Source organism: Microbacterium meiriae (genome assembly GCF_032364335.1).
GTDB classification, from domain to species: Bacteria; Actinomycetota; Actinomycetes; order Actinomycetales; family Microbacteriaceae; genus Microbacterium; species Microbacterium meiriae.
Genome location: NZ_CP133984.1, coordinates 1,051,734 through 1,071,345, shown reverse-complemented (window position 1 = coordinate 1,071,345; position 19,612 = coordinate 1,051,734). Strand labels below are relative to the sequence as shown.

At 72.3% G+C, this 19,612-nt stretch carries 17 protein-coding genes; 12 read left to right on the top strand and 5 right to left on the bottom strand.

Annotated features, from left to right (window positions below):
• From RI211_RS05095 to RI211_RS05080, 4 genes are read left to right on the top strand one after another with little or no spacing between them, the layout of a single operon-like run.
• Positions 1-840: a molybdenum cofactor biosynthesis F family protein gene (locus RI211_RS05095; protein WP_315637462.1), complete on the top strand. Its 840-nt coding sequence runs from the start codon at positions 1-3 to the stop codon at positions 838-840.
• Between the two features lies 1 nt (position 841).
• On the top strand, positions 842-2,482 hold the full coding sequence (locus tag RI211_RS05090) for an amidohydrolase (RefSeq protein WP_315637461.1): 1,641 nt from the start codon (positions 842-844) through the stop codon (positions 2,480-2,482).
• Positions 2,483-2,507: 25 nt separating this feature from the next.
• Positions 2,508-2,864 (top strand): YidH family protein, encoded by a 357-nt coding sequence (locus RI211_RS05085; RefSeq protein ID WP_025103854.1) that lies wholly within the window; start codon positions 2,508-2,510, stop codon positions 2,862-2,864.
• A gap of 13 nt (positions 2,865-2,877) precedes the next feature.
• Positions 2,878-3,264: a DUF202 domain-containing protein gene (locus RI211_RS05080; protein ID WP_232089193.1), complete on the top strand. Its 387-nt coding sequence runs from the start codon at positions 2,878-2,880 to the stop codon at positions 3,262-3,264.
• A gap of 66 nt (positions 3,265-3,330) precedes the next feature.
• On the opposite strand, the gene RI211_RS05075 is transcribed toward RI211_RS05080, so the two are convergent.
• The 4 genes from RI211_RS05075 to RI211_RS05060 all read right to left on the bottom strand — a co-directional run bounded on the left by RI211_RS05075 (position 3,331) and on the right by RI211_RS05060 (position 8,699).
• Positions 3,331-4,797: a GMC family oxidoreductase gene (locus tag RI211_RS05075; RefSeq protein WP_429977495.1), complete on the bottom strand. Its 1,467-nt coding sequence runs from the start codon at positions 4,795-4,797 to the stop codon at positions 3,331-3,333.
• Between the two features lie 26 nt (positions 4,798-4,823).
• A complete protein-coding gene (locus tag RI211_RS05070) occupies positions 4,824-6,302 on the bottom strand; it encodes an aldehyde dehydrogenase family protein (RefSeq protein WP_315637458.1) in 1,479 nt (492 codons plus the stop codon).
• A gap of 48 nt (positions 6,303-6,350) precedes the next feature.
• Positions 6,351-7,946: an HNH endonuclease signature motif containing protein gene (locus RI211_RS05065; RefSeq protein WP_315637456.1), complete on the bottom strand. Its 1,596-nt coding sequence runs from the start codon at positions 7,944-7,946 to the stop codon at positions 6,351-6,353.
• A gap of 315 nt (positions 7,947-8,261) precedes the next feature.
• The gene (locus RI211_RS05060) at positions 8,262-8,699 is read right to left on the bottom strand and encodes an Lrp/AsnC family transcriptional regulator (protein WP_187663516.1); all 438 of its coding nucleotides are present in this window, start codon (positions 8,697-8,699) and stop codon (positions 8,262-8,264) included.
• Between the two features lie 150 nt (positions 8,700-8,849).
• Here RI211_RS05060 and RI211_RS05055 point away from each other — a divergent pair, with 150 nt between their 5' ends.
• The 8 genes from RI211_RS05055 (at position 8,850) to paaZ (ending at position 18,882) form a co-directional block, all read left to right on the top strand.
• Positions 8,850-9,962, top strand: a complete 1,113-nt coding sequence (locus RI211_RS05055) for a thiamine pyrophosphate-dependent enzyme (RefSeq protein ID WP_315637455.1) — start codon at positions 8,850-8,852, stop codon at positions 9,960-9,962.
• The gene (locus RI211_RS05050; protein WP_259952038.1) at positions 9,959-10,987 is read left to right on the top strand and encodes an alpha-ketoacid dehydrogenase subunit beta; all 1,029 of its coding nucleotides are present in this window, start codon (positions 9,959-9,961) and stop codon (positions 10,985-10,987) included. The genes RI211_RS05055 and RI211_RS05050 overlap by 4 nt, the downstream gene beginning before the upstream one ends.
• Positions 10,984-12,402, top strand: coding sequence for a dihydrolipoamide acetyltransferase family protein (locus RI211_RS05045; RefSeq protein WP_315637454.1), 1,419 nt, complete (start codon positions 10,984-10,986; stop codon positions 12,400-12,402). Before RI211_RS05050 ends, RI211_RS05045 begins: the two co-directional genes overlap by 4 nt.
• 136 nt (positions 12,403-12,538) lie before the next feature.
• The gene (locus RI211_RS05040) at positions 12,539-13,858 is read left to right on the top strand and encodes an MFS transporter (RefSeq protein ID WP_268777136.1); all 1,320 of its coding nucleotides are present in this window, start codon (positions 12,539-12,541) and stop codon (positions 13,856-13,858) included.
• 119 nt (positions 13,859-13,977) lie between these two features.
• Entirely contained in the window at positions 13,978-15,168 is a 1,191-nt protein-coding gene (locus RI211_RS05035) for a thiolase family protein (protein ID WP_249520802.1), read from the top strand.
• Entirely contained in the window at positions 15,165-15,911 is a 747-nt protein-coding gene (locus tag RI211_RS05030; protein ID WP_315637453.1) for an enoyl-CoA hydratase/isomerase family protein, read from the top strand. The genes RI211_RS05035 and RI211_RS05030 overlap by 4 nt, the downstream gene beginning before the upstream one ends.
• Positions 15,908-16,783, top strand: coding sequence for a 3-hydroxyacyl-CoA dehydrogenase family protein (locus tag RI211_RS05025; RefSeq protein WP_315637452.1), 876 nt, complete (start codon positions 15,908-15,910; stop codon positions 16,781-16,783). Before RI211_RS05030 ends, RI211_RS05025 begins: the two co-directional genes overlap by 4 nt.
• A 14-nt stretch (positions 16,784-16,797) precedes the next feature.
• On the top strand, positions 16,798-18,882 hold the full coding sequence (paaZ, locus tag RI211_RS05020) for a phenylacetic acid degradation bifunctional protein PaaZ (RefSeq protein ID WP_315637451.1): 2,085 nt from the start codon (positions 16,798-16,800) through the stop codon (positions 18,880-18,882).
• Positions 18,883-18,969: 87 nt separating this feature from the next.
• On the opposite strand, the gene RI211_RS05015 is transcribed toward paaZ, so the two are convergent.
• Positions 18,970-19,578 (bottom strand): TetR/AcrR family transcriptional regulator, encoded by a 609-nt coding sequence (locus RI211_RS05015; RefSeq protein ID WP_268777141.1) that lies wholly within the window; start codon positions 19,576-19,578, stop codon positions 18,970-18,972.
• Positions 19,579-19,612 lie beyond the last annotated feature (34 nt).

Sequence of the window (19,612 nt, the reverse complement as noted above, 5' to 3'; positions counted from 1 at the left end):
ATGACGACCCTCAACCCCGCCGACACCTCCACCTGGCTGCCACTGGAAGGCCTCGCGCCCGGTTTCGACGCCAACAAGGCCCCGCACAGCACCGCGCTCAGCGGTCGCGAGATCGCTGTCGTCGACGCCCGCGGCACCCGCATCGTCCACCGCTTTGACGACTCGACGGTCGCCTGGGAGTACCAGCCCGGCGCCGAGGACCCCACGGACGCCGCGTCCGACACCGACGACTACGAGGCGTTCGAGGTCGACGACGAGCTCTACTTCGTGCAGTTCCACCACCGCTACCTCCCGAACGAGGCGGTCTCGCTCGTGCTCGATCTGCGGCACGGACGCTCCCTCGCGGTGATCTCCGAGATCCTCCCCGCGCCCGAGCAGGGCCGCACCCGCGTGCAGCACCACTTCGCCCCCGGTACCATCGAGGGCGCCGCGGTCACCGGTGCCGAGGCCGCACCCACGACCACGCTCATCGGCCGCCGCGTCGAGTGGGTCTACAGCGAGGAGCACGCCTACGAGCATGTCTACCTCTCCCCGCGCTGGTACTCGTGGCAGTGCCTGGCCGGTCCGGAGCGCGGGCTCGCCGACACCGACGAGAACAGCGTGTGGGAGGTGCGCCCCGGGATCTACATCTTCGCGTGGCGCGAGAAGGTGATCCCGTGCGCCTCGGTGACGATCGCCGACCACCGCGACGTGAACGCGATCCGCTCCCACGGCGTGCTGTTCGGACTGGACGAGAGCGGTGAGGTGCCGACGCACTTCACGTTCGGCGCACACGGCCGCCTGCTGTCGACCACCCACCACACGCCGTCGCTCGAGCCCGCGACCTTCGGAGATGCCTGACATGACCGACGTCGCCGACCTCATCGTCACCGGTTCCGTGATCCGCACGTCGGACCGCGCCCGTCCGCGTGCCGAGGCCTTCGCCGTACGAGACGGACGGATCCTCGCCGTCGGCGACCGCGCCGACGTGGAGGCGTTCCGCGGCCGTCGCACGCGGCTGGTCGAGGTCGGCGACGCGGCGGTCTATCCCGGGTTCGTCGACGTGCACAACCACCACGCGCTCGCCGGACGGACCGAGCTGTTCGAGCTGTCGCTGGCCCCTTCCCTCACGCTCGACGAGATCCTGGACCGGGTGCGGGAGAAGGCGCAGACCCTGCCCGAGGACGCCTGGATCGTCGGCGGCGCCGTGGCCACGACCCTGCTTCCCACCCTCGCCAACACCGCCACGCGGTTGCGTCTCGACGAGGCAGCGGGCGGACGGCCGGTGGCGCTCATGGAGGACTCCCGCCACAACCGCTGGGCCAGCACCCGGGCGCTGGAGCTGGCCGGCATCACGGCGGACAGCATCCCGACCTCCGGGGTGACGCTGCTCGACCCCGACGGCACCCCCACCGGCGTACTCCTGGAAGCCGCCGGCATCCCGGTGCAGGAGGCGTACGACCGCAGCGGCGGACTCACCGCGGAGCAGCACGCGGCCGCCTCCCGTCGCGGGATCGAGCTGCTGAACTCGTTCGGGATCACGGCGTTCCAGGACGCGGGGGTCTCCGTCGACATCCTCGCCGCGCTCGCCGGACTCGACCGCGCCGACGAGCTGCACGCCTGGGTGGTCTCCTCGCTCCTCATCAACGACGAGATCTTCGGGTTCGACCCCATCGGCGCTCCCCTGCTCGACCGCGGCGAGGAGTTCCGCACGCCGCACCACCGTCCCGACTTCGTGAAGATCTTCCTCGACGGCGTCCCGCCCGCCCGCACCGCCTCGTTCCTCGACCCGTATCCGGCGGATCCGGTGCACGGGGCGCACTTCCACGGCGAGACGACCATGACCCTCGACGAGCTCACCGACTGGCTGCGGGCCGTCGCCGCCCGCGGTCTCGGGGCCAAGGTGCACTGCACCGGCGACGGGTCGGCACGCCTCGTCCTGGACGCCGCCGAGCGCCTGCGCGCGGAGGGCTTCACGACGCCGGTGCAGATCGCGCACGGGCAGTTCCTCGCGGAGAGCGACATCCCCCGACTCGCGGCGCTGGACGTCTCCGCCGACATCTCCCCGTTCATCTGGTACCCGGGCGTCATCCCCCAGGCGCTGGCGGACGTGCTGGGAGAGCGTGCCGAGCACTCGCAGCCCAACCGCGCACTCCTCGACGCCGGGGCCCTCGTGGCCGGCGGCTCGGACTGGCCGGTGAGCGAGTCGCCGAACACGCTCGAGGGCCTGCAGGGGCTCGTGACACGGGCCGATCCGCTCGGTCGGGCCGCGGGCACGCTCTGGCCGGAGCAGGCGATCTCGGCCGAGGAAGCGCTGGAGGTCTTCACGATCAACGCCGCGACGGCGATGGGGCTCGGCGCCGAGACCGGGTCCCTGACCCCCGGCAAATCGGCCGACTTCGTGATCCTGGAACGGGATGCGATCGGCGGACCGGCGGAGGAGATCGTGCACACCGAGGTCGTCTCGACGTGGTTCGCCGGGCGCCCGGTGCACGAGCGCTGACCGCGCCGCGCCGTACGATGGGCGCATGCGCCGCTTCCCCGCCTCCGTCTATCGGGTCGGGGACGAGCCCGACCCCCGGTTCTCCCTCGCCAACGAACGCACGTTCCTGGCCTGGACCCGGACCGGCCTGGCGCTGATCGCGGGCGGCGTCGCTCTCGAGGTCCTCGGCCTCGACCTGCACCCCGGGTTCCGGCTGGCGGCCTCGCTGCTGCTGATGATCGCCGGCACGGCCGTGGCGCCGCTCGCGTGGTTCGAGTGGATGCGGGCGGAGCGCGCCCTCCGGCAGGGACGACCGCTGCCCGGCGCGCTGTCGGCGGTGGTGCTCGCGGTGGTCGTGGTGACGACGGGGCTGCTCGTCCTCGCCGGGGTGCTGTGGCGCTGAGCGAGGCCTGCCGATGACCGCCCCCGATACTCCGGTGCCCGCCACCCCTGCCCCCGATCTGTACGACCCCGGGCTGCAGCCGGAGCGGACGGAGCTGGCCTGGCGGCGCACGGCCCTCGCGATCGCGGTCGGCTCGCTGCTGTCGCTGCGGGTCTTCCCTCTCGTGCTGCCGAGCGGCGCCGAGGGGTGGGGCCTCGTGCCTGGCGTGCTGGGCGTCGGCACGGCGGCACTGCTCTGGATCGCCGCGCGCCGTCGGCAGCGTCGGACGACCGCGGTGCTCACCGCGCGGGCGCGCGGCCCGCTGCCGGGCGGCGGTCTCCCGCTCGCGCTGACGGTGTTCGCGACCGGGTTCGGGATCGTCGCCCTCGCGCTCGTGGCCGTGACGCTGCTCACGCGCTGACGCGCAGGAGCGCGAGGCGATCGCGACAGATGCCGTGATCGCCCCGCGTCCCCTCGCCGCCCTCCCTCAGTCCGCGAGGATGAATCGCGCGCCGCGTTCGCCGATCATGGCCGCGGGCGCGTTGGTGTTGCCGGTGGGCACGGTCGGCATGACCGAGGCGTCGATCACCCGGAGCCCCTCGATCCCGCGCACCCGGAGCTGCGGGTCGACCACGGACTCCGGGTCGGAGCCCATGCGGCAGGTGCCGACCTGGTGGTGATAGGTGATGGCCGTGCGGCGCACCCACTCCTCCACGTCGTCGTCCGCCACGTCCAGGCCGGGGTAGACCTCGACCGCTCCCCACTCCTCGGCGAGCGCAGGCTGCGTGCCGATGCGGCGGCACTGGCGCACGGAGGCCGCGAGGGCGTCGGCGTCGCGCTGATCCTCCAGCGCCGCCAGGTCGATGTGCGGCAGGTCGTCGACGCCGGGGCCGGTGAGGCGCAGTTCGCCGCGGCTGTACGGCGTCACCAGGCCCGCCATGAGCGTGAACCCGTCGGTGCCGCGCGGCTCCAGCTCGCCCCACATGGGCACGGAGAAGTGGATGGGCTGCGTGTCCGGCTGCGCGAGGCCGTCGCGGCTGCGCCAGAACAGGTGGCTCTGCGTGACGGACACTCCCGGCTGCGGCGGGCCGACGGGCTTCTTCTCGGTCGCGAAGATCACGGGTGACAGGAGGTGGTCGTGCAGATTCTTGCCGACGGCGGGGGCATCGAGCACGACGGGGATGCCGAGGGCACTCAGCTCGGCAGCGGGACCGATGCCCGAGCGGAGCAGGATGACGGGCGTGCCGAGTGCTCCCGCGGAGAGGATGACCTCGTCCGCGAACACCTCCTCGGTGTCATCGCCCTCCCCGAGCCGGATGCCGACCGCGCGCCCGTCGCGCACGATCACGGAATGGACGGCGCGTCCGGTGAGGATCGTCATCCGGTCGGCGACGGGCTGCGCATAGGCGGTCCAGGTGTTGACGCGGCGGCCGTCCCTGATCGTGACCTGCTCCTGCGACACCCCGTCGAGCGTGCCGCCGTTGTAGTTCGGGTTGCGCGGCAGCCCCTCCTCCACCGCGGCATCGATGATCGAGGCCTGGATGGGCGAGAGCGCGTAGTCGTCGGTCACGGGCAGCAGGTCGTTCTCGATCGCGTCGTAGATCGGCTCGACCTCGGCCCACCCCCATCCGGTCGCCCCTGCCGCCTCCCACGCGTCGTAGTCGGAGGCCGCGCCGCGCACCCAGATCATGGCGTTCAGCGCGTGCGAACCGCCGGTGACCTTCCCGCGAGGCAGATGCAGACGACGACCGGCCGCGTGCGGCTGCGGCACGGTGAAGAAGTCCCAGTCCTCAGCGGAGTGCCAGAGCTCGCCCGCCCGCGAGGGGTCGTGGATGGCCGGGTTCGTGTCGTAACCACCCGCCTCGACGAGCGTCACCGCGACACCGGCGTCGGTGAGACGCCGCGCGACGATGGCGCCCGACGTACCGGCTCCGACGACGATCGCGGAGCGCACCGCGCCGCTGTTCGTCGCGGCCACGCTCAGGCCTTCCGGGCGGGTCCGGAGACGACCTGGGTGACCGCGACGGACTTGAGCCCCTCGACGCCGAACTCCAGCCCGTAACCCGAGCTCTTCACCCCGCCGAACGGCACCATCGGGTGCAGCCCGCCGTGCGAGTTGATCCACACCGTGCCGGACTGCATACGCGCGGCGACGGCGCGGGCCTCCTCCGGGTCGCTCGCCCATACCGAGGCTCCGAGGCCCACATCGAGGGCGTTCGCCAGCGCGAAGGCCTCGTCGACGTCGCTGTACCGGATGACGGGGAGGGCCGGGCCGAACTGCTCCTCCTGGACGAGCGCCGCGTCGTTGTCGATATCGGCGACGATGGTCGGCCGGTAGAACAGCTCGCCGAGGTCGGAGGCCGGCTCGCCGCCCGTGACGATCCGGGCGCCGCGGCTCTTCGCGTCGTCGACGAGGCGGCTGACGATGTCGAACTGCGGGCGGTTCTGCAGCGGTCCGAGCACGTTGACCTCGTCGAGGCCGTTGCCCATCGGCACCTGCTCGGCGATCGCGGCGAGAGCGTCCACGACCTCGTCGTACACGGAGTCGTGCACGTAGAGGCGCTTCATGGCGGCGCAGGTCTGTCCGGTGTTGATGAACGCGCCCCAGAAGAGGTCTTCCGCGATGGCCGACGGATCCGTGCCGGGGAGCACGATGCCCGCGTCGTTGCCGCCCAGCTCCAGCGTGAGGCGGGCGAGGTTGCCCGCGGAGCTCTCGATGATGCGGCGCCCGGTCGCGGTGGAGCCGGTGAACATGATCTTGGCGATGTCGGGGTGCGAGGCGAGGCGGGCACCCACCTCACGGTCTCCGGAGACCCCGATGAGGACGTCGGCGGGCAGCACGTCGTTCATGACGGCGAGCATCGCCAGGACGCTCAGCGGCGTGTACTCGCTGGGCTTCGCGACGACCGTGTTGCCCATGCGCAGCGACGGGCCGATCTGCCAGATCGTGATCATGAGCGGCCAGTTCCACGGACCGATGGCCCCGACCACGCCGGCCGCCTTGTAGACGAGCTCGGCGTGCAGCGTCTCGTCGTCGACGAGCACCTGCGGCTCGAGGACGGTGGTGGCGTTGGTGCGCAGCCAGGCCGAGCAGGCCCCGAGCTCGAACCGCGCGTTGGGGCCGTTCAGCGGCTTGCCCTGCTCCCGCGACAGGAGGTAGGCGAGCCCTTCGGCGTTCGCGTCGATGGCGTCGGCCGCGGCCAGGAGCAGTTCGCTCCGCTTCTCGTGTCCGAGCGCCTCCCACGCGGGCTGCGCGGCCTTCGCGCGGGCGATGGCGTCGTCGAGGTCGGCGACCGTGGCCACGGGCGCGCGTCCGATGACCTCCCGCGTCGCGGCATCGGGGATCTCGCGACCCTCGCCGCGCGGGGGCTGGATACGGTCGAGCAGCGCCGCGGCGGCGGACGCCGCAGAATCGGTGGATCCGGAGTCGACGGCTACGGGAACGGCGGAATCGGACATCGGTGTCTCTCCTTCGAGCGGGTCACGGCGCGGACGCCGGTCTTCTTCTCATTCTCGGTCGGCCCTTCCCGCCGCACTTGTCGCGGAGCGCGCCGGAGATGTCCCCGCGCGAAGGATGCGTTCTCGAGCCGGTCCCGCGTGAGCGAATCGGGCCACCGTCCGGTCCGGGGAGCCGGGAAAAGCCGGGCGCGGCGTGCGCCATCGTCGTCTCGGATCCCACCAGGCCGGCCCTCGCACCTGCGGCACTCCCCCTCGCATGCGGATCTGCCAGCCCGAGGTGTCCAACGTGCGGTGATGGTGCCAGCACAGCGCGACGCCGTTGTCGGTGTGGGTCGGACCCCCGCGAGCGTGCTCCGTGACGTGGTGGATCTCGCACCAGTCGGCGGGGACGTGACACCCGGGGATCAGGCACTCGCCGTCCCGCACGCCGATCGCGCGACGCTGCGCGGGGGTGAAGATCCGGTCGCTCGACCCGAGCCCGACGATCCTTCCTCCGGCGCCGAGCACGACGCGCTGGACCGTCCCTCCGCACGCCGTGTGTGCGGCCACCCGCGTCGACACCGGCGTCTCGACGCCCTCGACACGCGCCCAGCCGCGCCCCGTGACATAGTCCTCGGCCGCGACCGTGACCACGAGTGTCGGGGCGGCACCGCCCAGCCGCGGCATGTCGTCGTGCCGGGCCGCGATCCCCAGGGCTGCCGCGAGCGCGTCGTGCTGCTTCTGTGCCCGCGTGCGCCCGTCGACCATCCCGCCGACGTCGCCGGACGGAAGCACATCGTCATCCGGGGAGACCGGTACCTGCTGCTCCCCAGCAGCGTCGTCACGCACTTCCGACGGCACGAAGTGGACGCCGGGAAGCGGCGGCCCGTCGACCTTCGGGTTCAGGTACGCGTCCCAGATCCGCTGCAGCTGCCCCGCGACCTCGGGCAACAGCGCGCCGCGGATCAGGATCACGCCGTCCTTGGCGCGGCCCAGCACCACGCCCCGGGCCCGCAGCGCGATGTCTTCCGCGGGCTCCGCGCCGTCCGGATCGAGGTACTGCACGATCATCTGCGCCCGCACCCTCAGGTCCTCGGGCGTCGGTGCCGGCCCGGTCTCGTCATCATCACTGTTCTCGGCGCCCTCGCAACTCTCCTCGCCCCGCGCGACCTCCGCCAGATACGCATCGGCCTCCCAGCGGTCGGCGAGGCGCACGCGAGGGCCGGCCTGCTCGATCGGCCCGGTCGCGGCCAGCAACCCGGTCACGCCGATCGCCCCGTCGAGGAGGGCCTCGCGCAGCGCCGGCCACCGCGCCGGCAGCCACTCCCCGGAGGAGAGGTCGACCTCGCGCCGCACCAACCGCGCGCTCTTCACGAGGCGCGCGGCGGACGCGCCGTCAGTGCGGAGCACACGCTGTAGCAGCTCATTCATCGAGCGGCAGCCGAAACGTCCGCAGAACGCCGGTTCCCCGGACCCTGCCGGACGCGGATCGGCGCTCGCCACCGCGTCCACGATCACAGCCTCCACGCGTCGCTGGATCTCGCCCGCGACCCGCAGCAGGTCCATCATCTCCCGCGCGTCGAGAGCGCCCACCGTGCCGGATCGCAGCACGGCGTCGAGAGCGACGACCGTGTCGTCGAGAACCGCTGCCGGAGTGCTTTCCATACGACGATTCAACAGAGGGCCACCGACATTGGGAGACCCGATTACCCCTGTTCAGAGCGATATTCCAGTACGCGCGAAGGACTCCTCCTGCACACGAACAGACCCGTGATCAACCCGCCACATCACAACAACATCCGCACAGCATGCCGCCGCCGAAAATCGCTGCTTCCCGGCAAGACCCCGCACCCCCGGCAGCACCTACGCCCCGGCACCCACCGAGACCCCCGTACCGCCGGCAAGAAACCCGCACCCACCCGCGACCCGCGGCACCGACGCCCGTCGCACCCCGACGACCCTCGACCGCGGGAGAGAACGTCACGCCCGGTCGGAGTCCTCGAAGATCAGGATCGTCCGCGTCGAGCGGATCGACGGGATCGCCTGGATGTCCTCCAGGACGATGCGGCGCAGGTCGCGGGCGTCGTTCGCGCGCACGAGCAGCAGCACGTCGAAGTCGCCGCCGACGAGCGCCATGTGCTCGATCTCCGGGATCGCCCGGAGCCGCGCGCTCACCTCCTGCCAGGTGGCCTGCTCGATCGCGAGCGTGACATAGGCACTCGCGTGATGCCCCAGCAGCACGGGGTCGGTGCGCACGGTGTATCCCGTGATCACCCCGGCGTCGGTAAGGCGCTTGATCCGCGCATGCGCCCCCGCCCGCGAGATGTGCACCGCCTCGGCGATTGCGGTCATGGACGCCCGCGCATCCCGCCGCAGCTCCGCGAGGATCGCGCGATCCGTCTCGTCCAGCGCCGCCATGACACCCCTCTCGCGTCCGGGAAATCCTGACACTTCGGACGCCATTCTGACATGTGGAGCGCAATCGTCCACGATCACCCTACGGATCTTGGATGAGTGTCGCATGCGCGGCATGCTGTCCTCATCGAGTTCGGCAAGGAAGGCGGACGGATGCACCCCCACGACATGCTCCCGCGAGACACCGCGGTACGACTGATCGCCGAGGACGGGACCACCCTCCCCGACGAGACCTACGCGCTCCCCGCCGCCGACGTCCTGCTGGCGGCCTACCGCGGCCTCGTCGAAGGTCGTCGCATCAACGATCAGGCCGGCGCGCTCGTGCGCCAGGGCCGCCTCGCGGTCTACCCGTCGTCGCACGGCCAGGAGGCCTGCCAGGTGGCGGCGGCGATGGTGCTCGGCGACACCGACTGGCTCTTCCCCACCTACCGCGACTCGGTCGCTGTGATCGCCCGGGGTGTCGCACCTGCGGAAGCGATGGTGCTCCTCAAGGGCGACTGGCACTCGGGCTACGACGTCCGCGCGCACCGCGTCGCCCCGCAGGCGACCCCGCTCGCGACCCAGCTCCTGCACGCGGTCGGCTTCGCGCAGGCGGCGAAGCACCGCGGCGAGGACACCGTGGTGCTCGCGCTCTGCGGCGACGGCGCGACGAGCGAGGGCGACTTCCACGAGGCGATGAACTTCGCCGCCGTCTTCCACGTCCCGGTCGTGTTCTTCGTGCAGAACAACGAGTTCGCGATCTCGGTCCCCCTCTCCCGGCAGACCGCCGCCCCCTCCCTCGCCCACAAGGCGGTCGGCTACGGCATGCCGGGGCAGCGCGTCGACGGCAACGACGTGGCTGCGGTCCTCGCGGTGCTCACGGAGGCCGTCGACCGCGCCCGCGCCGGCGGCGGCCCCTCTCTCGTCGAGGCCCACACGTACCGCATGCAGGCGCACACCAACGCCGACGACGACACCCGCTACCGCGAACGCGAGGAGGTGCAGGCCTGGCTCGCCCGCGATCCGCTGCTCCGCCTGCGCGCGCACCTCACCGCGACGGGGACGCTGGACGACGAGGCCGAGACGCGCTTCGCCGCGAGCGCGGAGGAGATCGCCGCCGCCATGCGCACCGCCCTGAACACCGATGCGGAGCTCGACCCGGAAGACCTCTTCCGCTTCGTGACCGCGACCCGCTCGCCCCAGCGGGAGGAGCAGTGGCAGCTCCTCCGGGACGAGATCGCCCGCTCCCTCCCCGCCGAGACGATGACGACCGGAGGCCCCCGATGACCATCGCCGAGCACGAGACGCCGGTCGCGACGACCGTCGGCACCACCACGACCATGACCATGGCCGCCGCCCTCAACCGCGCCCTCGCGGACGCCCTCGCCGCCGACCCCGACGTGGTCGTGTTCGGAGAGGACGTGGGAGCCCTGGGCGGCGTGTTCCGCATCACCGACGGGCTCACCGCCCGCTTCGGTGAGGACCGCTGCTTCGACACCCCGCTCGCGGAGTCCGGCATCATCGGCACCGCCGTCGGCATGGCGATGAACGGGATGCGCCCTGTGGTCGAGATGCAGTTCGACGCCTTCGCCCTCCCCGCGTTCGAGCAGATCGTCAGCCACGTCGCGAAGCTCGGCAACCGCACCCGCGGCGGGATGCGCATGCCGCTCGTGATCCGCATCCCCTTCGGCGGCGGCATCGGGGGCGTCGAGCACCACTGCGACTCGTCCGAGGCGTACTACGCGCACACGCCCGGCCTCACGGTCGTGAGCCCGTCCACCCCGCAGGACGCCTACTCGCTGCTCCGCGCGGCCATCGCCTCGCCGGACCCCGTGGTCTTCCTGGAACCGAAGAAGCTCTACTGGTCGAAGGGCGAGGTCGACACCGCGGTGACCGCGGAGATCGGCTCGGCGCGCATCGCCAGGGACGGCACCGATGTGACGCTCCTCGCGTACGGGGCCTCCGTGCCGCTCGCGCTGGAGGCGGCGGAGGTCGCCGCGGGCGAGGGACGCAGCGTGCAGGTGGTCGACGTGCGCTCCCTCTCCCCCTTCGACGACGAGACGGTCACCGCGGCGGTACGGTCCACGGGACGCGCGGTCGTGATCGCCGAGGCCCCGGGCTTCGTCAGCGTCGCCTCCGAGATCCAGGCCCGGGTATTCGAGCGCTGCTTCGAGTACCTGGAGGCCCCCGTGCGGCGGGTGACCGGGTTCGACACCCCCTACGCGCCCCCCAAGTTCGAGCACTGGTACCTGCCCGACGTCGACCGCGTGCTCGACGCGATCGACTCGCTGCACTGGGAGGACGACGCATGAGCACGCCTGTGAAGACCACCGCCCGCGTGTTCCGCCTGCCCGACCTCGGCGAGGGACTGACCGAGGCCGGCCTCGTGCAGTGGCTGGTGGCCGTCGGCGACACGATCACGACCGACCAGGCCATCGCCGAGGTCGAGACCGCGAAGAGCGTCGTCGAACTGCCCTCCCCGTTCGCGGGTGTCGTGACGGCGCTGCACGGCACGCCCGGCGACACCATCGACGTCGGAGCCCCGGTGCTGGAAGTCGCCGACCCCGGCAGCGAGGAGACCGCGTCCGCGCCGCAGGCCCCCGCCACACAGCCCGAGCACGAGGCGTACCGGCAGGAGGAGCGTGCGGGGTCGGGCAACGTCCTCATCGGGTACGGCACCTCCGCGTCCGCCTCGACGGGTCGGCGACGGCGCCCCGCGGCGTCACGCCCCACGCCGGCGCCGGCCTCGACAGCGCCCGCACCCGCAGCACCCGCCTCGACCGCTCCGGAGTCAGCCGCACCGGTCGCCCGCGACGCCGCACGACCCGCGCCGGTCGCCGTACGCTCGCCGCTCGTGCGGCGCCTCGCCCGCGATCTGGGCCTCGACGTGCACGCGATCTCCCCCACCGGAGCGGACGGGGCGATCACCCGCGCCGACGTGCTCCGCACCGCCGTGGACCACGCCGTGGACGGCGTCGCCGCGGCCCCGACGCCGACCTCCGCGACCGCTCCCACCGGCGAGATCGACGGCCTCCCGGTCCGCAGCAGGGAGCGCCTCTCCCCGCTGCGTCGCACCGTGAGCGCCCGGCTCGCCCGCAGCCGGTCCGAGATCCCCGAGGCCACCGTGTGGGTCGACGTCGACGCCACCGATCTCTGGAATCTCCGCGCTCAGATGGCTCCCGACGGCGGGAAGGCCCCGTCGATCACGGCGCTGCTCGCGCGGTTCGTGCTCCTCGCGCTCGAGGACTACCCCGTGCTCGCCTCGCGGCTCAGCGACGACGGCTCCGAGCTGATCTCGTTCGAGGGCGTGAACCTCGGCGTCGCCGCCGACACCGAACGCGGCCTCCTCGTCCCGGTCGTCCCGCACGCGCACCGGCTCACTGTCACCGACCTCGACGCCGCCCTGCGCGAGCTCGCGGCCACCGCGCGCGCCGGCACCCTGCCGCCCGAGCGGCTCCGCGGATCCACCTTCACCCTCAACAACTACGGCGGGCTCGGGGTCGACGGCTCGGCGGCGATCATCAACCACCCCGACGTCGCCATCCTCGGCATCGGCCGGATCATCGAGCGCCCCTGGGTCGTGGATGGGGCGATCGTGCCGCGTCGCATCGTCCAGCTCTCCCTCGTGTTCGATCACCGGGTCTGCGACGGCGGGTACGCGGCGGGATTCCTCCGCCGCGTGGTGGAGCTCATCGAGCATCCGCTCCGCGCCTTCGGGAGGGTCTGAGGTCGATCCGGCCGGCGAACCCTCGTGGGCGGAGCGCCGATACGCTACGCTCGGCGATTACTGACCGATCATTCGGTAAGTAATCGCCGACGTACCCGCGTCGGTGCTCCCCCCCTCGCAGAACAACGGAGTTCGCATGACCTCAGCCACCGCAGCCGCCTCGTCGACCGGAAGGATGCCCGCAGAGGAGCGGCGCGTCCTCGCCGGCACCCTCGTGGGGACGTCGATCGAATGGTACGACTTCTTCATCTACGCCCAGGCGGCGGGCCTCGTGCTCGCCCCGCTCTTCCTCGCTCCCATTGCGGAGTCGAGCCCCGGGCTCGCCCAGGTGCTCTCGTTCGCGACCATCGGCATCTCATTCCTCTTCCGCCCGCTCGGTGCGATCGTCGCCGGACACCTCGGCGACAAGCTCGGCCGGAAGAAGATGCTCGTCTTCACCCTCGTGATGATGGGACTGTCCACGTCCCTCATCGGCCTGCTGCCGACGTACGCCGCTATCGGCGTCGCCGCCCCGATCCTCCTGATCCTCCTGCGCATCCTGCAGGGCTTCTCGGCCGGCGGCGAATGGGGCGGCGCAGCCCTGATGGCCGTCGAGCACGCCCCGTCGGCGCGACGCGGCCTGTTCGGCGCGTTCCCGCAGATCGGCGTGCCGGTCGGCATGATCCTCGCCACCTTCACCCTGTGGGCGCTCACGAGTTCGATGTCCCCCGAGGCCTTCCTCGAGTGGGGCTGGCGTATCCCGTTCCTGCTCTCCATCGTGCTCATCGCGGTCGGCTACGTCATCCGCCGCGCCGTCGACGAGAGCCCCGTGTTCGAAGACCTCCGCCGCCGCCGCAAGGAGGCCTCGGCCCCGCTCGGACAGCTCTTCCGCGCGCACACGAAGAAGGTCGTGCTCACGGCCGTCATCTTCATCGCGAACAACGCCGCGGGTTACCTGCTGATCGCCTTCTTCGCGACGTACGCGGTCACGGGCCTCGGCATGGAGCGCCCGCCGGTGCTGCTGGCGACGACGCTGGCCTCGTTCGGGTGGCTGATCTTCACCCTCTGGGGCGGGGCGCTCTCCGACCGTCTCGGCCGGATCCGCACGTTCCAGATCGGGTACGTCGCCCTTGCGGTGTGGGCGATCCCGATGTGGTTCCTCATCGACACGGCGAACATCGTCTGGTACTTCGTGGCCCTGTTCGTCATGACGTTCGCACTCGGACTCTCGTACGGCCCGCAGGCGGCGCTGTACGCCGAGATGTTCCCTGCGAACGTGCGGTACTCGGGCGTCTCGATCGGCTACGCCCTCGGGGCCATCCTCGGCGGCGCGTTCGCACCGATGATCGCGGAGGCGCTGCTGAACCAGTTCCACGCCGCGTGGACGATCGGCGTGTACATCGCAGTCGCGTCGATCATCTCGCTCATCGGCGTCTCGCTGGTGAAGGAGACGAAGGGCGTGGATCTCAGCGTCTGACGCCCGGTCCGGGATCGCGGCCGGCCGTGCGCCTGTGCCATAATTACCTTACGATCGGTCAGTAATTCACGACCGGCCGTTCCCGGACCACACCAGGACGACGAAGTCAGGAGATCCGCATGCCAGAGGCCTACCTCGTCGGAGGGGTCCGCACCCCGGTCGGCCGTTACGGCGGCACCCTCTCCGCCGTCCGTCCCGACGACCTCGCGGCGCTCGTGGTCGGCGAGGCCGTGCGCCGCGCCGGGCTCGACCCGGCGCGTACCGAGCTGGACGAGGTCATCCTCGGCGCCGCCAACCAGGCCGGAGAGGACAACCGGAACGTGGCCCGGATGGCCGTGCTCCTCGCCGGTCTCCCCGACACCGTGCCGGGCATCACGGTCAACCGCCTGTGCGCCTCCGGGATGTCCGCGGTGACCATGGCCGCGCAGGCGATCCGCGCGGGCGACGCCGATCTCCTCGTCGCCGGAGGCGTCGAGTCCATGACCCGCGCCCCCTGGGTGCAGGCCAAGCCGGAGAAGGCGTGGGCGAAGCCCGGAGCCGCCTTCGACACCTCCATCGGCTGGCGCTTCCCGAACCCGCGGCTCGCCGCGCGGGACAAGGCCACCTTCACCATGCCGGAGACGGCGGAGGAGGTGGCCCGCGTCGACGGCATTACGCGCGCCGAGGCCGACGCCTTCGCCGTCCGCTCCCAGCAGCGCGCCGCCGCCGCGATCGCCGCGGGCCGCTTCGCCCCGGAGATCGTCGGCGTGCCGGTCCGCGACGGCGAGGTGCTCGTCGACGAGGGCCCGCGTCCGGACACGACCCTCGAGGTGCTCGCGCGCCTCCGCCCCGTCGTGGCGGGCGGAGAGGTCGTCACGGCCGGCAATTCCAGCGCCCTCAACGACGGCGCCTCGGCCGTGCTCGTGGCGAGCGCCGAAGCCGTCGAGCGCCACGGACTGACGCCCCGCGCGCGGATCGTCGTCGGCACCTCCGCCGCCCTGGCTCCGGAGATCATGGGACTCGGACCGGTCCCCGCGACGGAGAAGGCGCTGCGCCGTTCGGGGCTCTCCCTCGACGACATCGGTGCGGTGGAGCTCAACGAGGCGTTCGCCTCGCAGTCGCTCGCCTGCATCCGGCGGCTCGGCCTCGACGAGGACCGCGTGAACGCCGACGGCGGAGCCATCGCCCTCGGCCACCCGCTCGGCTCATCCGGCTCACGCCTGCTCGTGACGCTGATGGGACGCATGGAACGCGAGGACTCCCGTTACGGCCTCGCCACGATGTGCGTCGGCGTCGGCCAGGGCGCGGCCGTGATCCTGGAGAAGGCGTGAGGGGCGCGGACGAGCCGCTGCTCGTCACCCGCACCGCGGACCGCGTCGTCGCGACCCTGAACCGTCCGCACAAGCGCAACGCGATCGACCAGGCCACGATCGACGCCCTGCACGCGCTGTGCGCCGAGCTGGAGGAGACGCCGCGCACGCTCATCCTCACCGGCGCCGACGGGGTGTTCGCGGCGGGAGCCGACATCGCCGAGCTCCGGGACCGTCGCGCCGACGACGCCCGTCGCGGCATCAACGCCCACGCGTTCGTCCGCGTCGCGGAGCTGCCGATGCCGGTGATCGCCGCGATCGACGGCTACGCGCTCGGCGGTGGCGCGGAACTCGCGTATGCCGCCGACATCCGCCTCGCGACGCCGACCCTGAAGATCGGCAACCCGGAGACCGGCCTGGGCATCCTCGCCGCCGCCGGAGCGAGCTGGCGGCTCAAGGAGATCGTGGGCGACGCCCGTGCCATCGAACTGCTGCTCACGGGACGCACCGTGCACGCCGAGGAGGCCCTGCGCATCGGGCTCGTCTCCTCGCTGCACGACCCCGCCGATCTCCTCGCCGCCGCCCACGCGGTCGCCGACCGCATCGCCCGCAACGACCCCGCGGCGACCATCGCGACGAAGCGGGTGTTCCGGGCGCCGCGCGACCAGCACCCCGCGGCCGACCTCGAGGAGCAGGCCGCGCTTTTCGAGAGCCCGGAGAAGCACCGTCGCATGACCGCCTTCCTGGAACGGAGAGACCGATGAGCACGCCCTCCTCCCCCGAAGCGGCAGCCCCGGCCCGCGTCGGCGTGCTGGGTGGCGGACGCATGGGCGCCGGCATCGCCCACGCGTTCCTCCTCGCCGGATCCCGCGTCACCGTCGTCGAGCGGGACGACGACGCCGCCGCGGCCGCCGCTACACGTGTGCACGGGTCGATCGACGCCTCGGTCTCCCGCGGCACCGCGACCGAGACCGCCGAGGCGTATCGCGCCCGCTTCGCGACCGGCACCGACGCCGCACTGTTCGCGGACTGCACCCTCGTCGTGGAGGCCGTGCCGGAGGAGCTGTCACTGAAGATCGAGGCGCTCACCCGCGTCGAGCAGCACCTCGCCGACGATGCGGCCCTCGCGTCCAATACCTCGTCCATCTCGATCGACGAGCTCGCGGCCGTGCTCGATCGCCCCGGCCGCTTCCTCGGGATGCACTTCTTCAACCCGGTGCCCGCCTCCACCCTCGTGGAGGTCGTGCGCGGCGCCGCGACCGCGCCGGACCTCGTCGCGGACGCGGCTTCCTGGGTGCGCGCGCTGGGCAAGACGCCCATCGTCGTTGCCGACGCCCCGGGTTTCGCGTCCTCCCGCCTCGGCGTCGCCCTCGGCCTCGAGGCGATCCGGATGCTCGAGGACGGCGTCGCCGACGCCGCCGACATCGACGCCGCCATGACCCTCGGCTACAAGCACCCGGTCGGGCCGCTCCGGCTCACCGACATCGTCGGGCTGGACGTCCGGCTCGGCATCGCCGAGTACCTCGCGGCGCACCTCGGCCCGCGCTTCGAACCCCCGGCCCTGCTGCGCCGCCTCGTCGTCGAGGGACACCTCGGCCGCAAGAGCGGACGCGGCTTCTACGAATGGGACGACTGATGAAGGGAACCCCGATGACCGAGATCCTCCCCAGCTACGTGCAGGGCTCCTGGTGGACGCCCGCCTCCGATGCGGACGCCACCGAGGTGCGCGACGCCTCGACCGGAGAGACGGTCGCCCGCGTCTCCACCGCCGGTCTCGACCTCGGCGCGGCGCTCGACTTCGCCCGCACCACCGGTCAGGCGTCCCTCGGGGAGCTCACGTTCCACCAGCGCGCCGTGCTGCTCAAGCAGCTCGCGCTCGCGCTGACCGCCCGCAAGGAGGAGCTGTACGCGCTCTCCAGCCGCACCGGCGCCACCGCGCAGGACTCCTGGGTCGACATCGACGGCGGCATCGGCGTGCTCTTCGCGTACTCCAGCAAGGGCCGCCGCGAGCTGCCGAACGCGAAGGTCTACGTCGACGGCGCCGTGGAGAACCTCTCGCGAGACGGCTCCTTCCTCGGTCGGCACATCTACACCCGGCTGCCCGGGGTGGCGGTGCAGATCAACGCCTTCAACTTCCCCGTGTGGGGCTCGCTGGAGAAGTTCGCGCCGGCCTTCCTCGCCGGTGTCCCCACGGTCGTGAAGCCCGCCACCCCCACCGGGTACCTCACCGAGGCCATGGTGCGGGTGATGGTCGAGTCCGGTCTGCTGCCCGAGGGGTCGCTGCAGCTCGTGTCCGGCAGCGTGCCCGACCTCTTCGACCACCTCCTCCTGGGCGACCTCGTCGCGTTCACCGGTTCCGCGTCGACGGCCGAGCGGCTCCGGGCGCATGACGCGGTGCAGACCGGCGGGGTCCGCTTCACCAGCGAGACCGACTCGATCAACGCCTCGGTCCTCGGCACGGACGCCGCCTCCGGCACCCCGGAGTTCGACGCCTACGTGAAGCAGCTCGTCGCGGAGATGACGTCGAAGGCCGGGCAGAAGTGCACCGCGATCCGGCGGGCGATCGTGCCGGAGGACGCGGTGGACGACGTGATCGCCGCCGTGCGCGACCGGCTCGCGGCGCGGATCGTCGTGGGCGACCCGCGCGCCGAGGGCGTGACGATGGGACCGCTCGCCTCGACGGCCCAGCGCGACGAGGTGCTCCGGCAGGTGGCGCGACTCCGCGAGGGCGGCGGCGAGCTCGTGATCGGCTCCCCCGAGGCCCCGACGGTCCGCCGTGCGGACGGCAGCGAGGGCCCGGCGGAGGACGGCGCGTTCGTGGCGCCGATGCTCCTGCGCTTCACCGATGCGACGAGCCCCGCCGTGAACGAGATCGAGGCGTTCGGCCCCGTCTCCAGCATCCTCGGCTACCGCACGCTGGACGAGGCGGCGGCGCTCGTGGCCCGGGGCGGCGGCTCGCTCGTGACGAGCGTCGCGACGCACGACCCGGAGGTCGCGACGACGCTGGCCGCGGGGATCGCGGCGTACAACGGCCGCGTGCTCTTCCTCGACCGCGACGACGCCCGCAGCTCGACCGGACACGGCTCCCCGCTCCCGAACCTCGTGCACGGCGGCCCCGGCCGCGCCGGCGGCGGCGAGGAGCTCGGCGGCATCCGGGCGGTGCTGCACCACATGCAGCGCACGGCGGTGCAGGGCTCCCCGGAGATGATGACCGCGCTCACCGGGGTGTGGCACCAGGGGGCCTCGGCCCGTCCGTTCGACGCCGGCGACGGCGTGCACCCCTTCCGCAAGTCGCTGGCGGAGCTGCGCATCGGGGACCAGGTCGTCAGTCCCTCACGCACCGTCAGCCTCGACGACATCGAGACGTTCGCGGCGTTCACGGGCGACACGTTCTACGCGCACATGGACGAGGCGTCGGCGGCGGCGAACCCGTTCTTCCCCGGACGCGTGGCCCACGGCTACCTGCTCGTGTCGTGGGCGGCGGGGCTCTTCGTCGACCCGGCTCCCGGGCCCGTGCTCGCGAACTCCGGGCTGGAGAACCTGCGCTTCGTGACCCCGGTCTCCCCCGGCGACGAGATCCGCGTCGAGCTCACCGCCAAGCAGATCACGCCGCGGGAGACCGACGAGTACGGCGAGGTGCGCTGGGACGCGGTCCTGAAGAACCAGGACGACGAGCTCGTCGCGACCTACGATGTCCTGACCCTCGTCGCGAAGGAGCTCACCCCCGCCGCATAGTCCCCCGAGACCCCGGGCACTCGTCGAGACCCCGCCCTTCCCACGCGGAGAGGGCGGGGCCTCGGCGCGAAGCCGGGGTCTCGCGGGTCAGGGGTGGCGGAGGCCGTCGAGGGCGATCGCGACGACGTCGTCCGCGAGACGATCGGCGCCCTCGCGACCGCCGGGGCGATACCACTCGACGATCGAGTTGATCATGCCGAACGTCAGGCGGGCGACGACGGCCGCATCGATGTCGGAGCGCAGGGAGCCCTCGGCCTGCGCCTCCGCGACGAGGGCCGTGATGCGGCGGTCGAACGCCCGCCGCCGGGTGAGGGCGCGGCGCTCGACGTCGGTGTTCCCACGCACGCGCAGCAGCAGCGTCACGGCGGGGAGCTGGTCCACGAGCACATGGACGGCCCCGCGGAGCACGTGCTCCAGGCGGGCGACCGCATCGGCGGCTCCCCCGCTGTCCGGGAGGGGCGCGTCGACCACGGCCTCCAGCCCGCCGAGGGCGCTGTCGAGGGCGCGGTCGAGCATCTCGTCCTTCGACCCGAAATGATGGTAGATCGCCGACTTCGACAGCCCGAGGCGCTCCGCGAGCATCCCGATCGAGGTCGCGTCGTAGCCGTGCTCGTTGAAGGCGGCCACCGCGACGGCGAGGATCCCCTGCTGGTCATACCCGGGGCGGCCTCGCCGCGTGGTCTGCATCTCGGACATCCCCCTCAGTCTCGCACCGCCCGCCGCGCTCATC

What these genes read in the sequence shown, in the direction of transcription:
- RI211_RS05095 (WP_315637462.1), top strand. Translation starts at nt 1, where the DNA reads ATGACGACCCTCAACCCCGCCGACACCTCCACCTGGCTGCCACTGGAA.
- RI211_RS05090 (WP_315637461.1), top strand. Translation starts at nt 842, where the DNA reads ATGACCGACGTCGCCGACCTCATCGTCACCGGTTCCGTGATCCGCACG.
- RI211_RS05085 (WP_025103854.1), top strand. Translation starts at nt 2,508, where the DNA reads ATGCGCCGCTTCCCCGCCTCCGTCTATCGGGTCGGGGACGAGCCCGAC.
- RI211_RS05080 (WP_232089193.1), top strand. Translation starts at nt 2,878, where the DNA reads ATGACCGCCCCCGATACTCCGGTGCCCGCCACCCCTGCCCCCGATCTG.
- RI211_RS05070 (WP_315637458.1), bottom strand. Translation starts at nt 6,302, where the DNA reads ATGTCCGATTCCGCCGTTCCCGTAGCCGTCGACTCCGGATCCACCGAT.
- RI211_RS05065 (WP_315637456.1), bottom strand. Translation starts at nt 7,946, where the DNA reads ATGGAAAGCACTCCGGCAGCGGTTCTCGACGACACGGTCGTCGCTCTC.
- RI211_RS05060 (WP_187663516.1), bottom strand. Translation starts at nt 8,699, where the DNA reads ATGGCGGCGCTGGACGAGACGGATCGCGCGATCCTCGCGGAGCTGCGG.
- RI211_RS05055 (WP_315637455.1), top strand. Translation starts at nt 8,850, where the DNA reads ATGCACCCCCACGACATGCTCCCGCGAGACACCGCGGTACGACTGATC.
- RI211_RS05050 (WP_259952038.1), top strand. Translation starts at nt 9,959, where the DNA reads ATGACCATCGCCGAGCACGAGACGCCGGTCGCGACGACCGTCGGCACC.
- RI211_RS05045 (WP_315637454.1), top strand. Translation starts at nt 10,984, where the DNA reads ATGAGCACGCCTGTGAAGACCACCGCCCGCGTGTTCCGCCTGCCCGAC.
- RI211_RS05040 (WP_268777136.1), top strand. Translation starts at nt 12,539, where the DNA reads ATGACCTCAGCCACCGCAGCCGCCTCGTCGACCGGAAGGATGCCCGCA.
- RI211_RS05035 (WP_249520802.1), top strand. Translation starts at nt 13,978, where the DNA reads ATGCCAGAGGCCTACCTCGTCGGAGGGGTCCGCACCCCGGTCGGCCGT.
- RI211_RS05025 (WP_315637452.1), top strand. Translation starts at nt 15,908, where the DNA reads ATGAGCACGCCCTCCTCCCCCGAAGCGGCAGCCCCGGCCCGCGTCGGC.
- paaZ (WP_315637451.1), top strand. Translation starts at nt 16,798, where the DNA reads ATGACCGAGATCCTCCCCAGCTACGTGCAGGGCTCCTGGTGGACGCCC.
- RI211_RS05015 (WP_268777141.1), bottom strand. Translation starts at nt 19,578, where the DNA reads ATGTCCGAGATGCAGACCACGCGGCGAGGCCGCCCCGGGTATGACCAG.